Raw genomic sequence first — 13,991 nt, 5'->3', positions numbered from 1 at the left:
AGTCGTTTAACGGCAAGCCGAAGGCGACTGTGTTTTAAAAAGCAGTCGCCTTCGGCTTGCCGTTAAACGATTTTTCCGCGAGCCGTCCTGCTCCAAACCAATCCAAAGTGGCGCTGTCCAGCTAACCCTGGGCGGGATTGTTGGGGCCCCTGCGGGGCGGGAAGACTCAAGCAAAATGCCACGCCGTCGCCAGAGGTAGGACAGGAAAAGGAGACGCAGCTCGATTCCGAATATGAGGTGCGTCCCCTTTTCGGCCCTAGAGCCATGCGGGGGGATAGCAAGCGGTCGCATTAAGAATGCGAGTGACAGCCTGGTTAACACACGTAAGTTAACCCCACTGTCACCTCAGCGCCGTACGCGTCGTCTGCCACATTGAGCCTACCGGAAATTTGCAGTCCTCTCAGCGGGCCGGGCGGCCGCGGTCCGTTCCAATTCAACCGGAACGCTCACGCAGTCGCTGCTGGAGATCCCGCTCCATCGCCAGCAGTCGTTCCCCTCCCAGAGCAAGCAGTTTTTCTGTGGTATCCGGCGTATCGCCGTTGAGACTCTGCAGTAGTTTCACGCGGCCCACTAGCTCGCCTTCCTGCCGCCCCTCGTGTCGACCCTCCTCACGCGCCTGCAGGTTGCGGGCCCGCTCGTCGCGCTCCATCTTCAGTCGTTCGTTGTACAGCCGGCGTTCTTCGGGATCTTTGGCGATCATCTCCAGCACTCCTGTGGCTTCGGCCGTCGACTCGTCGGCGCGGCAGAAGAAGTACAGCCACTGCTCGACTGGGTCCGTGATCACTCGATTATCGCTCGGCGGCACGTACTTGGGTAGCTCGAGCAAGTGAATCCGCAGACAGTCGGTCAGCGAAAGTCCACCCTCGGTGCGGAGTTCGAAGCTGTGGTGCAGAGCGGCTTCCTCGCTGAACTCGACCGCGTCGAGCAGGCAGATGCCGATCGAGGGCCTCAGCTCGTGGTAATCGTCGCCGCTTTCGAGTTGTCGTACCAGCAGACTGGCCGCATAGTAGGCGAGCCGCTGCCGTAGCCCCAGCGGCCGAGTCGTTTGCACCTCAATGTCGTACAGCCGCTCTTTCTCGTCCTTCGCCAGGATGTCGAGCAGCGACCACTTGTCGTCCTCGAACTCCTTCTCGATCGTCGGGTTCAGAATCCGCACCTCGCGGATCGGCGACGGGAACTGCAGCACCGCGTTCAGGAAGTGCAGCGTAATCGCCGAATGCTCCGGGCTGCCCAGCACCCGCTTGCAGGCGAAGTCGACGGTGGGGTCGATGCCGATGGCCATCGAGAAAATCGTGCGGAAGGACAGAGCGGAAAACCGAGCAGAGAGGACGGCCGGCAATTGTTGCCACCTTCCCGTCCGCTCGCTAGGCGTCTCCCAGCGTCCGCACCCAGCTCCGCCAATGAACTTTGTCCTGCAGCCGTGTCATCTTCTGCTTCTGATCCTCGCCGGTTGGATGAACCGCGACCAACAAGAACTGATCGATTACCTTCTGACCGAGATTGCCATCCTGAAGGAGCACTGCGGCAAGAAACGAATCCTGCTGACCGATGACCAGCGGCGGCGGTTGGCGGTCAAAGGCAAAGTGCTCGGGCGCAAACGAATGCAGGAGATCGGCACGCTGTTCACGCCCGACACGATTCTCCGCTGGCACCGTCAATTGGTCGCGCAGAAGTGGGACTACTCCGACCGACAGGAGAAACGGCAAGGTCGACCGCGGGTGCGCCAAGTGATCGTGGATCTTGCGGTGAAATTCGCCGAGGAGAACCCGTCGTGGGGCTGTGACCGAATCCAGGGGGCGCTAGCGAACGTCGGTTACCAGATCAGCGACACCACGGTCGAAAACATCCTCAAAGCCAACGGTATAGAGCCGGCCCCGAAACGGAAACGGACCGGCTCTTGGGAGACCTTCCTCAAGGCACACTGGGACGTGCTGGCATCGGTCGACTTTACCACAGTGGAAGTTTGGACCAAGTCGGGGCTGACGACCTTCTACCTGCTGTTCTTTATGGAGCTGAAAACCCGCCGCGTCCACTTCGCCGGCTGCACTCCCAATCCGACCGAAGAATGGATGCAGCAGGCCGCTCGCGAGCTGACCAACTATGAAGACGGATTCCTGAACGGCAAGCGGTACCTGATCATGGACCGCGACCCGAAGTTCACCAAAGCCTTCCGTGGGCTCTTGCGCGGTGAAGGCATCAAGTCGCTTTGCCTACCGTCCCGCAGCCCGAATATGAACGCCCACATTGAAAGGTTTTTCAACTCGCTCAAATCAGAGTGCCTCGACCGGTTAATCCTCTTCGGCGAAGGGTCGCTCCGTAACGCCGTCCGCGAATATCTCACCCATTACCACACGGAGCGCAACCACCAGGGTCTCGACAACCGGCTGATCATTCCATTCGAGCGACCGCCAGACACCGACGCCCCGGTCGAGACCACTGAACGCCTCGGCGGTCTCCTACGCTCCTACCGACGCGCCGCCTAAACGCCGCGTCGACTCTGATCGCTCCAACTCGCAATGGCCCCCTGGTAGCCGGTCGGGTTGCCTGCTGCGCGCATCTGCCAAAACCGGCCTAAAACGCCCAATCTGCGCTCGCCGGTCAACATCACCTCGGCCGAAAATCGCCCCGCGTCTGGGCGCCCGCCCGTGGTTTTTAGCGTCGCAAACGCTCGGCTGACTTTTTTGACACCAAGAGCGCCAAGGTACTAAGATTCGTTCGGTTCTGACTCCGACTCGTCTTCTCCCGTCCGCCCCTCCAGCAACGTCCTCAGATTAAGGCTCTTTGAGATTGGTGCTGCACCTCCTGCCCAATCGCGAACAGTCAGGTGGAGCACCGCACTGCTTGGCATACCGGTATCCAGAAATTCCACGAGGAAGCTATTGCCGGCCGGAACTTTCAACAGGTCTTTTCTTTGGCTCGTTCTGCCGGCCAGAAACGCTCCGCTTCCGTCCGTGACTGCAAATTCCGTTGCATGACCACTCCCACCAATTATGCGGATAGGCATACGACTTTCATTCACGATCCGAACTTCTACAGAGCGATTGCCACCCTGCGGGTTGTCCAGCAGGCGAACGCGATCGACGCGCAATTCGATCGACCGCGATGATTCCGCCGCTGCCCAGATGACTGCGAGACACGCGAGCAATACGAAGGCGAGCGCCACTTTGCGTTTCATATCTGACCCCTATTGCTACGGGCAACTTACAGATGTGGGTGGACTGACCGTTGGCGTCCTGGAACTAGCGGCATTCTTGCAGCGAGTATTCGCTCCAGCCTGATCATCAGGGTGAAGAAATCCGAAGTTCAACCCCAACCCAGGTCCCTTCGGAATGCCGCCGGGAAGAGGGGCAGTCACAGTATGCACCAGTTCAAGGGCCCCCGGCAGAGTAAAGGATTCGTCTTCAGTAACCGTCACGGCCATAGCACTAGACACCCACCCAGGGCAGGGCAGCCACTGAAAGCAAGAGCAACTGTAGATAAATGTTTGCGTATGAGTAGCGGTGCAAACGATCTTATCAGCCATAGCGTAGCTCCATACTCCTGGATTGGTGCCGGTCGTTATGGAAAACCCGCCAGAAGCGGCAAAGCCGCTAGTCGTAGCGGGACCAGTGGGCCCGAGTGGAGTGCATGCGCGTCCGAGAGGATCGCCTGCAGCCAAGCCGAAGTACGCTCCATAAAGCGAAGCCCCATCCACGTATGAAGCACCATCACGAGAAACGAACCGCCCCGCCACCGGACTATACATCCGGGACCTGTAGTGATAGAGTGACATTGCCCCGTCCCATTCGCGTCCAGTGTAGGTGTACCGGTTGTCTTCCGCGGACGCAGAGAGCGCTGTGCCTGCCCCATCCAGCACCGTCGGCTCGCCGTAGGCCGTGTAGGCGTACCGCTCTTGAATCGCACCTACGCTGTCGGTCAGAGCCACCACGCTGTACTGTTGGTTGCGGTGGTAGTACAGCTTGGCATCGCTTGAATCGACCCGCACGACCGGCTCGTCGATGTAGCTCGCCCACACATAGCGGTACATCGGAGTCGAGGCCGCCACACCCGAGCCGTAATCGGCCAGCGTCTGCTCGCCGCTCTGCACGTACACGACCGCGCTCGTCCCGTCGTCGCGGAACACCCGCCGCCCCAGGGCGTCCCACTTGTACGTCACGTCCACGCTCGAGTCGTTCCCAACGTCCGCAGTCGTGAGCTTGTTCTCGAAGTCCCAGTTGAGCGCCAAGGCCGAGCTCGAAAGCGTCGCCGGGATGAGCGTCTGGTTCCCCTTGGCGTCGTGGCTGACAGCGCTGCCGCCGGCGGTCAGCAGTTCGTGAGCGTCGCCGTGGGTCCGCGCTTGCGCCACCGTGTTCTCGGTGATGCTGTTCCAGTCACCCACCAGCGACAGGTTCCACGACTGGTCCAGAGCCGAGTCGCTCCGCTCCCAGTTCACCAGCCGGTCCTCTGTGTCGTAGCCGCTCGCCCCGACCGTGAACCCGTAGCCAGCGAGCGTCCCGCTGATCGACTCGCTCGTCTTGTTCTTATTCGCGTCCCAGCCGTAGGAGTACGTACCGATCGACGCCCCCGTGTAGCTGATCGAGGAGAGCGTGTTGTCGGTGTTGTACGCTCGGGTTTCGCTCACACCGTTATTGTAGGCGCTCCCGGTCATCCGGCCACCATCGTCGTACGTCCGGGTGTCGACGACCGTGCTGTCGAAGCTGAGCTCGTGCAGCTGTCCGCGGTCGGTGTAGCTCCGGGCGACCAGCGTCCCGTCCGGGTAGGTGTAGCCGGTCAGCTGACCGGCCGCGTCGTAGTCGGTCTCGATCGTGTAGGTCTGCCCGGCGATCGTCAGCCCTTCGGTCGCTTTTCGGCCGCCGTCGTCATAGGTGTAGGTGACCGTGTTCGCGTAGCGGCCGCTCACGGCGGTGAGCATTCGGCTGGCTGCGTCGTAGGTGAAGCTGTCGGTGGCACTCTGCCCCGAGAGCGGACCGCTCGAGTGACCCACGTAGTCGCGCGACTCGAGCCGACCGGCCAAGTCGTAGCTATACGTGCAGGTATCCCCCTGCTGGTCTTCACGCTCCTCCACCCGACCTGCCGGATCGTAGGTGAAGCTCACGATCCCATAGCCGGGTGAACCGATCGTCGCGCTCGGCACGTGGTCCGGGTAGACTTCCGTCAGCTTCTGACCAGCATCGTCGTACGTGTAGCTGGTCGTCTGGTTCTCCGCGTCGGTGAGCGACTCGAGCTGACCGCTGGCCGTGTAGGCGAAGGCCGTCACGCCCGAGAGCCGGTCGGTCTGCTCGACCTGAAGCCCGCGGGCGTCGAAGGCGTAGCTCGTCGTGTTGGAACGGCGGAAAAGGGGTCAGGAGCCGAATTGGTTGTTTAGGAAGTTCTGCTTGGGTTGTCTGGTCGGCAGTGGTGGCTTTCTTTGGTTTCGCCTGTGGCGGAGTGTTCCGATGCCGCGTCGCCCGGGGGCCGATGAGGCCGGCGCGATCCACCTCGCTCTGAATCGCGGAAACGCGCGACAAACGATCTTTCGTGTGGTCTTGCGGCCGCGCGAGGACGGAGCGATGAGCCGCCTACTGTATTGGGTGGCAATGACGCGTGCAGCTCGACACCACGCTGCCATTGCCAGAACGATCACCGCTGATGAATCGATGCCCAGAGGCATCAAGCCAGCCCGTCTCGACGACCGGCCATGAGTTGATCGCGATCAAAATCCCCCAACATCCCGCGAAAACGGCGGAATCGACCAAGCAACTCGTCCGAATTTCTGACGCTGGTCGGTATACCTGCGGTCGACTCGAAACGGTCCATCGCCTTCTCCTTGCCCAGCAGCGTCGGATGCTCCGCACGTCCGTTCCATTCTCCAGCAACAGACTCGGCGCCGCGCGGCCGAGCTCCTGAGCGTCGCGGGAAGGAGCGTCGGGTTCCCCAGGGGCGTCGTGGCTGACGGCGCTACCACTGGCATGGCCGCTGAGTTTGGCCCGATCGCTGTTCGGAGTTCCCAGGTAGATGCCGGCCGGCGGGCGGCCCAAATACCGCCAATTCGCTGGACACCGCGAATTCGGCTTGCCTAAAATGGTTGGCGCCTTCTGGGTTCCCCTTCCCTATGTTGCCGTTGTGGCTTGTTTTGTTTGCCGAGCTGCCGGTCCCGCCTTGAACTTTGCGTCCGCCCGAGCTTTCTCCGATCGCAGGGGATCGCTTGCGGACGCGATGGATCCGCTTCCAGCATGCTTGCTACTGACATCCGCCTCAAACCGTCGACCCGCCGCTTCAGCGCGATTTTGGTCGCCGCGTGGTGGCTGCTGGCGTTTGCTCCCTCGCTGCTGCTGAGCCGCGCGAAGGGCGGAGATGAGCTGCTTGAGCGTGGGGAAGCGATCTACCGCGCCCAGTGCACCAGCTGCCACGGCTCCGAAGGGGAAGGGACCGAGGACGCCTACACCTCGCCGCTGGTCGGTGACTTGAGCATCGGGGAACTGGCGAGCGTGATCTCCGAGACGATGCCGGAAGACGATCCGGAGGCCTGCGTCGCCGACGATGCTGCGGCGGTTGCGGCCTATATCCACAACGCCTTTTACAGCGAGGCCGCACAGGTCCGCCAACGAGCCGCGCGGATCGGCTTGGCACGGCTCACCGCCGATCAATTGCGGCAGAGTTACGCGGATCTGTACGCGCGGTTCAGCGGGATCGCCAGCGTCACCGAGAGCCGAGGCATTAAGGGGATTTACTTCGACGGAGCACGCTGGAAGAACGAAAATAAGAAAATCGAACGGGTCGACCCGGTCCTCGATTTCGATTTTGGCGACGCCGGCCCGGGCGAAGGGATCGACCCCAAAGCCTTCTATATCCACTGGAGCGGTGGCATCAAAGCGGACGTGACGGGACAGTATGAGATTATCGTCCGCAGCAGTTGCTCGTTCGTGATGGACTTCGGCAGCAACGACCGCGAGCTGATCAATAACCACGTTCAATCGGGTGATAAGACGGAGTTTCGCCGGACGGTTCGGCTGACCGCTGGGCGGGTCTACCCCTTTAAGATCGGCTTCACCCAGCGGGAGCGAAAGACCGAGCAGCCGCCGGCGCGGATCTCGCTCTCCTGGATTCCACCGCACGGCAGCGAACAAATCATTCCCACGCGGAACCTGATCGATGGGCATGCGCCGGCGACCTTTTCACTGCAGACCACGCTTCCGCCGGACGACCGCAGCTATGGCTACGAGCGGGGGATTGCGATCAATCGCCAGTGGGACGATTCGACGACTGCCGCGGCGATCGAGTTCGCCGCGATTGCCAGCGAGGAACTTTGGCCCGAGTACCGCCGCCGCCACAAAAAAGATTCGGACGAGAACCGTGCCCAGCTGCGTGGGTTCCTGACCGAGCTCGTCGAAACCGCCTTCCGCGGTCCGCTGAGCGACAGCCTCCGCGCGCTCTATATCGACCAGCAAGTCGACGCGACCGAGGATGACGCCGAGGCGATCAAACGCGTGCTTCTGCTCTCGCTCAAGTCTCCGCGTTTTCTCTACCCCACGATCGACTTCGATCGCTCGCCTTCGCAGCGGGCCGCCAACCGCCTTGCATTGGTGCTGTACGATTCGCTCCCCAGCGACAATTGGCTGATTCAACAGGCGAAAGAAAACCGTCTGAGCAACGAAGATCAAATCCGCCAGGCGGCCACGCGGATGGTCTCGGATTACCGCGTGCAGGCGAAAACGCGTGAAATGTTGTACCAGTGGCTAAATCTTGGCCACGTCGAGGAAGTCACCAAAGACGCGAACCTGTATGCCGACTTCGGACCCGAGTTGGTTAGCGACCTGCGGGCCTCGCTCGACGCATTCCTCGATGAAGTCGTGTGGAGTGAAGCCAGCGACTATCGCCAGTTCTTCCAGGCCGACTGGACTTTTACGACCGATCGCCTCGCCGCGTTTTATGGTGACACCTGGAGGCCGGCCGAAGCGGAGGGGCCCCGGCTGCGGCGGAGCGTGCCCGATTCCGAGCGACGGATGGGAGTCCTTTCGCACCCGTATTTGATGAGCGTGCTGGCTTATCATGACACCACTTCGCCGATCCACCGCGGGGTGTTTCTCACTCGGCATGTGCTCGGCCGCGTCATCCGCCCGCCGAGCGAAGCGTTTTCGCCGCTCGCTCCCGATCTCCACCCTGACCTGACGACGCGGCAGCGGGTTGCGCTGCAGACTAGCCCCGATAGCTGCCAAGCCTGTCACACGCGGATCAACGGTCTTGGGTTTGCACTCGAGAATTTTGATGCAGTGGGACGATACCGCAGTAGTGAGCGCGAGCAACCGATCGACTCCTCGGGAAGCTACATCACGCGGTCCGGGGAGTTGGTAGAATTCGAGACGCCGCGGGAACTGGCCGACCTGTTGGCGACGCATGAAGATTCCCACCGCGCGTTCGTGATCCGCACCTTCCAACACTTCGTCAAGCAGCCGCCTGCGGCTTATGGTCCGGAGACCGTGGAGCGGCTGGTGGAAAAGTTTCAGCAGAGCGGCTTCAACATTCGTGAGTTAATCGTCGAGATCGCCGTGGTTGCGGCGACCCACCCGCTTGCCCCCGATGATCAGGATGCCTGAGATGCAAAAGCAAACGTCACGACGCGACTTTCTGATTCAAACGGGCATCAGTGCTGCCGCGGCGAACCTGGTGATGGGCCTGCCGAGCCTCGGTTGGGCTTCGGCGACCGCTCCGACGAAAAAGCAACGATTGATCTTCGTCTTCAGCCCTAACGGAGTGATTCCTCAACACTTCTGGCCCGATCGTGAAGGACCCGATTTCGACTTGAAACGGATCCTCGAACCGCTCGCCGACTTCAAATCCCAGACGATGACGCTCCACGGCGTCTGCAACCGGATCAAAGGCGACGGCGACGGTCACATGCGGGGCATCGGTTGCCTGTTGACCGGAATCGAGCTGTTCCCCGGCGACGTGCAGGGCGGAAGCGACACCCCGGCTGGCTGGTCGCAGGGCATTTCGATCGATCAACATTTGAAGAACCGCTTGCAGGCCGACTCCAACACGCAAACACGCTTTGGGTCGCTCGAGTTCGGCGTGATGGTCCCCGAGCGGGCTGATACCTGGACGCGGATGTCTTATGCCGGTCCCAATCAGCCGGTCGCACCAATCGATAACCCCTATCAGATGTTCGACAAGTTGTATGGTCAGACTAAAAACCGCGAATTGCTGGCCAGCGTGCTCGACGATTTGACGGGCGATCTCCATAAGATTGAAAAGATGCTCAGCAGCGAGGATCGAAGGCTCCTGCAAGACCACATGGCAATGGTTCGCGACGTCGAAAAGGAACTTCAGTCCGAACTGTCGCAGAAATCCCAGCAGCCGGCCGTCGGGCACGCGGTCCCCGAGCTGCCCGCGAACGTGCAGGAACAAAACGACAACATCCCGCAGATCACTCGCATGCAGATGGAGATGCTCGTTAACAGCTTCGCCGCGGATTTCGCGCGAATCGCGACTTTCCAGATCACCAACAGCGTGGGCCAGCCGAAAATGAGTTGGCTCGGAATCGAAGAAGGCCACCACACGCTATCGCACGAGCCGGACAGCAACGAAGAGGCCTACGAGAAGCTGATCCAAATCAACACGTGGTACTGTGAGCAGGTCGCCCACTTGGCGCGGCGGCTGGCCGCGACGCCCGAACCGGGCGGCCAAGGCTCGCTGCTCGACAACACGACGATCGTCTGGACGAACGAGCTCGGCAAGGGGAATTCGCACACCCGCGACAACATCCCGTTCGTGTTGGTCGGTGGCGGACTGGGGTTCAAGACCGGCCGAGCAATGAAGTTCGACAAAGTCCCCCACAACCGACTGCTGTTGAGTTTCTGTGAGGCGATGGGGTATCCCGAAAAGAGCTTCGGCAATCCCGACTTCTGCAGCGATGGGCCGCTGACCGGTCTCAGCTGAACCGTGCGCATCGTCGCCTTTCGTTCGGCAAAAGAAGTGAATCTGCGCGAGCTTTCGCGGAGCGAAAGGCGACTCTGATGCTGCGCGAGCTTTCGCGGAGCGAAAGGCGACTCTGATGCTGCGCGAGCTTTCGCGGAGCGAAAGGCGACTCTGGTGCCTCGCCACTTTCGTGGAGCGAACGGCGATTCTGTGGGTTAAGCTACACGCGGTCCGCAGCGGGACAGGCGGACGGCGATGAACACCCGATGGGAGAGGCCGAAGATGAACTGCGTGATGAAGTGCCTGGTGGCATGCGTGTGGCTTGGCGGGGTAGCGTGCCTGGGGTTCGGTTTCATCGAATGCCGAACCGTCGCTGCCGAGGATGCCACACCCATCTCGTTCATCGTTGTTCAGAAGGGTTTTGAAGTCGAACTCCTCCGCTCGGCTCAAGAGGGTGAAGACTCCTGGATCAGCATGACCTTTGACGATCGAGGTCGTATCCTCCTCGGTCTGGACAGCAAAGGAGTCGCCCGCGTCGAGATCGATAAGGAAGGCGAGACGACGTTTGAGCGAGTCGAAGAAACTTTCAAGCACTGTCGAGGCGTGCTCTACGCGCACGACAGCTTATATGTTTCAGCGACCAACGACGGTGGCCTCTACCGACTTCGTGATACCGACGGAGACGATCAGTTCGACGACGTCCAACTGCTCAAATCGTTTGATTATCGCAGTCGCTACGGACACGGGGCAAACCAGCTCGTCCTCGGTCCGGATCAGATGATTTATATGGCGGTCGGCAATGATGTGACCTTTCCAGAAGGGGCATCTCCCAATTCTCCCTATCGCGATCCGCAGAACGATTGGCTCGTTCCCAATCCGCACGATGCCGGCGAGGATGATCGGGTTGGCTACATCCTTCGTTTTGATCCGAATGGAGAGAGCTGGGAGATTATTGCCGGTGGACTGCGGAACCAAGTCGACGTGGCTTTCAATCCCCACGGCGAAATGTTCACCTACGATGCCGACATGGAGTGGGATGCGGGGCTGCCGTGGTATCGTCCCAACCGTCTGATCCATGTGGTGTCCGCCGGCGAGTACGGATGGCGATGGGGGACGGGGAAGTGGCCTGCTTACTACGCGGATAGCCTCCCATCGATGCTCGACACCGGACTCGCTTCACCGACGGGTATGGAGTTCGGCACCACCAGTCGCTTTCCCCGCAGCCACCGCGATTCGCTCTTCATGGCCGATTGGCAGAACGGTCGGATTCTGCAAGTGCGGATGACGCCGGAGGGTGCGAGCTATCAGGCGGAGTATGAGGTTTTCGTCGAAGGGGGACCGCTGAACGTCTGCGACTTGAGGTTCGGTCCCGACGGAAATCTGTACTTCATCACCGGTGGCCGCGGATCGCACTCGGGGTTGTACCGGGTGCGGTATCGGGGGTCTGAAGCGGCCGATGGGAGCAAGGCTGAGTTGGCTGATGCGTCATCCTCATCATTGTCAGCCGCGGCGGAGGCGCGTCGGCTGCGGCATCAGCTCGAAGCATTCCATACGGGCGAAGATCCGGGCGCGGTCGATTTCGCTTGGCCACACCTTGGCAGCTCGGACCGCTGGATTCGCTATGCGGCGAGAGTGGCCGTCGAGCGGCAGCCTCTCGAGCAGTGGCGTGAGCGGGCGGTTGCCGAGCAAGATTCGCTGCGTTCGATCACTGCCCTGATGGCCCTAGCTCGAGCCGGGGAACCGAGCGATCAACCAGCGTTGCTCGCTGCGCTCGGTCGGCTGCCGCTGGAGGAGTTGGATCGCGATTCGCTGTTGGCAGCCCTCCGCGTCTTCGCGCTCTCGTTCATCCGCCAGGGCCGCCCCGACGCGGCGACGGTTGGTGCGATTGGTAAGCGGCTCGAAGCGATGTACCCGCACGCTTCGCCCACGGTCAACCAAGAGCTCTGCGAGCTACTGCTCTACCTGCAAACGCCGCAGGTCGTCGAAACCACGCTGCGACTGCTCGAGAACGCAGCGACGCAGGAGGAGCAGATCCACTATGCGTCGATGCTCGTGCGGCCTTCGCCGACCGAGCACGCGATCGCCGGTTGGGATCGCCCAGCCCACGTGACCCTCCTGCAGTGGCTTGAACGGGCCGTTTCGTTTCCAGGCGGGCACTTGATGGATGCGACAATTGCCTCGATCCGGGAGGATGCCTTGGCACGGCTCAGCGACGAGGATCGTGCAGCGCTCGCGGATCTGATCGCTGCGATTGAGAAGCCGAGCAGTAAAGAACCGTTGCTGCCTCCGCGTCCGTTCGTTCGCCAGTGGACGATGGAAGATTTGCTCCCCGAATTGGGTCGCATCTCGAGCGGTCGCTCCTATGCATCGGCACGCGCCGCCTTGGCCGCCGCATCGTGCCTGCGGTGCCATCGCTTGGGAGATGAAGGTGGACGGATCGGTCCCGACCTGACCACGGTGGCTCGTCGCTTTGATGATGCCGCACTGCTCGAATCGATCATCGAGCCGTCGCGGGTGATCGACCCCAAGTACCGGCACACGGCTTATCTGCTCGACTCGGGTCAGATTGTTCAGGGGCGGCCGGCCGGGGTGAACGCCAAGCAGCTAAAGATCGAGATCGACCCGCTCAGCGGTGAGTCGGTCAGTATCAATCGAGCGGCGGTCGAGGCGTCGCGGCCCAGCGAGATCTCACCGATGCCGACAGGTCTGGTCGATACCCTGACCGCCGAAGAGATCCTCGATCTGTTGGCTTATCTCAGGGCCGAAGGCAAACAGCACGCGGCAAATTTCCAGTAACGCCGGTCGCTTTCAGAAAATTCCTGACACGAAGGGTGGCCACGGAAGGACACGAAACAGCACGGAAAGGAGAGGGACCGCGGATAGCACGGAGAACGCGGATAAAAGGAGGCCGCAGGGCCGTTTGCTTCGCCCCCCCGATTGTGTGATGTGCGACTCCGCTGGTCACTCCTACCGTGCTCGAGGGCTTCGCTCTCACGGTGGAACATTTTTGAGTCAGCCAAAGGGGTCAAGCAATGCGTGCGATACTTGGATCGGTGGTCGGAACGGTGCTCGCCCTGTACGGGGCAATTCCCGGAGCGCCAGCAACTTACGGGCAAGAGCAGGGGTTCCCCAGCTCCGCCCCGGGTGTACTGCAAACGACCGACGGGATCATGCTCGCGATCCAGAGCGGCGGCGGCCGCAAACCGCTCTGGTACTACAACGGACGGTACGGCGTGCAGGGAAATCCAGGGGAGCGATTCAGCGTTTATCTGTACAACCCCGGTCCCGGACTGCGAAAGTTTGTGGTGACGCTCGATGGGATCAACATCATCGACGGCTCACGGGGCTCGATCAGCGGCAAGGGCTATATCCTCCAGCCCGGTGAAGCGGAAACGATTCGCGGTTGGCGTGACGGGCCCTACTACCGAGAGTTCGTGTTCAACTGGAGAGGCCGCGACGTCGCCAGGCTGCTCGGGCAGGGGGGCAATCAAGGAACGCTCGGGTTGGCCGTCTGGGACGGGCAGATCACCCGCGGCCCGCTGATGGCTGAAGCTCCCGATCGCTATCGTTCCGCCGAAGCGGCGCCCATGCCCGAATCGGCTCCGGCCGATAGCCGGGGAGGGTACGGCGCTCCCGGCGTTCCGCTGCCGAGCCCCAACGATCTGGGTGTCGATTCCGGGGGCCGAGTCCTCAGCCCGGTCCGCCAAGTCACTTTCCAACCCACGGCTTTGGTGGCCCAGTTGTCGCTGTTCTACGCCACGCAAAACGCCTTGCAGCAGGTCGGGGCGAGCCGCGTCGGTTCCGGCGGAGGCTACATCCCCATGCCTCAACCTTATGAAAGTGCTCGGCCGCCATTCGACCAGCCGCCCTACTCGCCGCCGCGGCCCCCGCAGCCGCCACAGCCCACCCCGCAGCCCTGGGGCGGAAATCCGTTCCCCCAGGACGCTCCGTCGGTCTTCCGCGATTAGCGGGACAGCGCCACTTTCTTACGCTGAATTGCCAAAAAGTCAGCAGTGCCCAGCAGTTGGCTACCAAGTCGTTTAACGGCAAGCCGAAGGCGACTGTGTTTTAAAAAGCAGTCGCCTTCGGCTTGCCGT

Annotated in this window: 8 protein-coding genes; 5 read left to right on the top strand and 3 right to left on the bottom strand. The window is 61.4% G+C overall.

Features of this window, described 5'->3' with window-relative positions:
• Positions 1 to 433: 433 nt before the first annotated feature.
• Complete coding sequence (locus GNK13_RS18960; protein ID WP_164104132.1) at positions 434 to 1,282, bottom strand: Rpn family recombination-promoting nuclease/putative transposase; 849 nt, start codon at positions 1,280 to 1,282, stop codon at positions 434 to 436.
• A 118-nt stretch (positions 1,283 to 1,400) separates the two neighbouring features.
• Here GNK13_RS18960 and GNK13_RS18955 point away from each other — a divergent pair, with 118 nt between their 5' ends.
• Positions 1,401 to 2,483 carry an integrase core domain-containing protein gene (locus GNK13_RS18955; protein ID WP_164104131.1) on the top strand — a complete coding sequence of 361 codons (1,083 nt, stop codon included), beginning with the start codon at positions 1,401 to 1,403 and terminating at the stop codon, positions 2,481 to 2,483.
• Positions 2,484 to 2,704: 221 nt separating this feature from the next.
• Here the strand turns inward: GNK13_RS18955 and GNK13_RS18950 are convergent, their stop codons facing one another.
• Complete coding sequence (locus GNK13_RS18950; RefSeq protein WP_164104130.1) at positions 2,705 to 3,175, bottom strand: hypothetical protein; 471 nt, start codon at positions 3,173 to 3,175, stop codon at positions 2,705 to 2,707.
• A gap of 15 nt (positions 3,176 to 3,190) precedes the next feature.
• The gene (locus GNK13_RS18945; RefSeq protein ID WP_164104129.1) at positions 3,191 to 5,257 is read right to left on the bottom strand and encodes an RHS repeat-associated core domain-containing protein; all 2,067 of its coding nucleotides are present in this window, start codon (positions 5,255 to 5,257) and stop codon (positions 3,191 to 3,193) included.
• Between the two features lie 955 nt (positions 5,258 to 6,212).
• Here GNK13_RS18945 and GNK13_RS18940 point away from each other — a divergent pair.
• The 4 genes from GNK13_RS18940 (at position 6,213) to GNK13_RS18925 (ending at position 13,862) form a co-directional block, all read left to right on the top strand.
• The gene (locus GNK13_RS18940; protein WP_164104128.1) at positions 6,213 to 8,573 is read left to right on the top strand and encodes a DUF1588 domain-containing protein; all 2,361 of its coding nucleotides are present in this window, start codon (positions 6,213 to 6,215) and stop codon (positions 8,571 to 8,573) included.
• Position 8,574: 1 nt separating this feature from the next.
• Positions 8,575 to 9,915: a DUF1552 domain-containing protein gene (locus GNK13_RS18935; RefSeq protein WP_164104127.1), complete on the top strand. Its 1,341-nt coding sequence runs from the start codon at positions 8,575 to 8,577 to the stop codon at positions 9,913 to 9,915.
• Positions 9,916 to 10,176: 261 nt separating this feature from the next.
• A complete protein-coding gene (locus GNK13_RS18930) occupies positions 10,177 to 12,690 on the top strand; it encodes a DUF7133 domain-containing protein (RefSeq protein WP_164104126.1) in 2,514 nt (837 codons plus the stop codon).
• A 236-nt stretch (positions 12,691 to 12,926) separates the two neighbouring features.
• On the top strand, positions 12,927 to 13,862 hold the full coding sequence (locus GNK13_RS18925) for a hypothetical protein (protein ID WP_164104125.1): 936 nt from the start codon (positions 12,927 to 12,929) through the stop codon (positions 13,860 to 13,862).
• The last annotated feature ends 129 nt before the right edge of the window (positions 13,863 to 13,991 follow it).

It is taken from the genome of Candidatus Laterigemmans baculatus, assembly GCF_010367455.1.
In the GTDB taxonomy this organism is placed as follows: Bacteria; Planctomycetota; Planctomycetia; order Pirellulales; family Pirellulaceae; genus Laterigemmans; species Laterigemmans baculatus.
This window is presented reverse-complemented; position numbering and strand designations above follow the sequence as displayed.

What these genes read in the sequence shown, in the direction of transcription:
- GNK13_RS18960 (WP_164104132.1), bottom strand. Translation starts at nt 1,282, where the DNA reads ATGGCCATCGGCATCGACCCCACCGTCGACTTCGCCTGCAAGCGGGTG.
- GNK13_RS18955 (WP_164104131.1), top strand. Translation starts at nt 1,401, where the DNA reads ATGAACTTTGTCCTGCAGCCGTGTCATCTTCTGCTTCTGATCCTCGCC.
- GNK13_RS18950 (WP_164104130.1), bottom strand. Translation starts at nt 3,175, where the DNA reads ATGAAACGCAAAGTGGCGCTCGCCTTCGTATTGCTCGCGTGTCTCGCA.
- GNK13_RS18940 (WP_164104128.1), top strand. Translation starts at nt 6,213, where the DNA reads ATGCTTGCTACTGACATCCGCCTCAAACCGTCGACCCGCCGCTTCAGC.
- GNK13_RS18935 (WP_164104127.1), top strand. Translation starts at nt 8,575, where the DNA reads ATGCAAAAGCAAACGTCACGACGCGACTTTCTGATTCAAACGGGCATC.
- GNK13_RS18930 (WP_164104126.1), top strand. Translation starts at nt 10,177, where the DNA reads ATGAACTGCGTGATGAAGTGCCTGGTGGCATGCGTGTGGCTTGGCGGG.
- GNK13_RS18925 (WP_164104125.1), top strand. Translation starts at nt 12,927, where the DNA reads ATGCGTGCGATACTTGGATCGGTGGTCGGAACGGTGCTCGCCCTGTAC.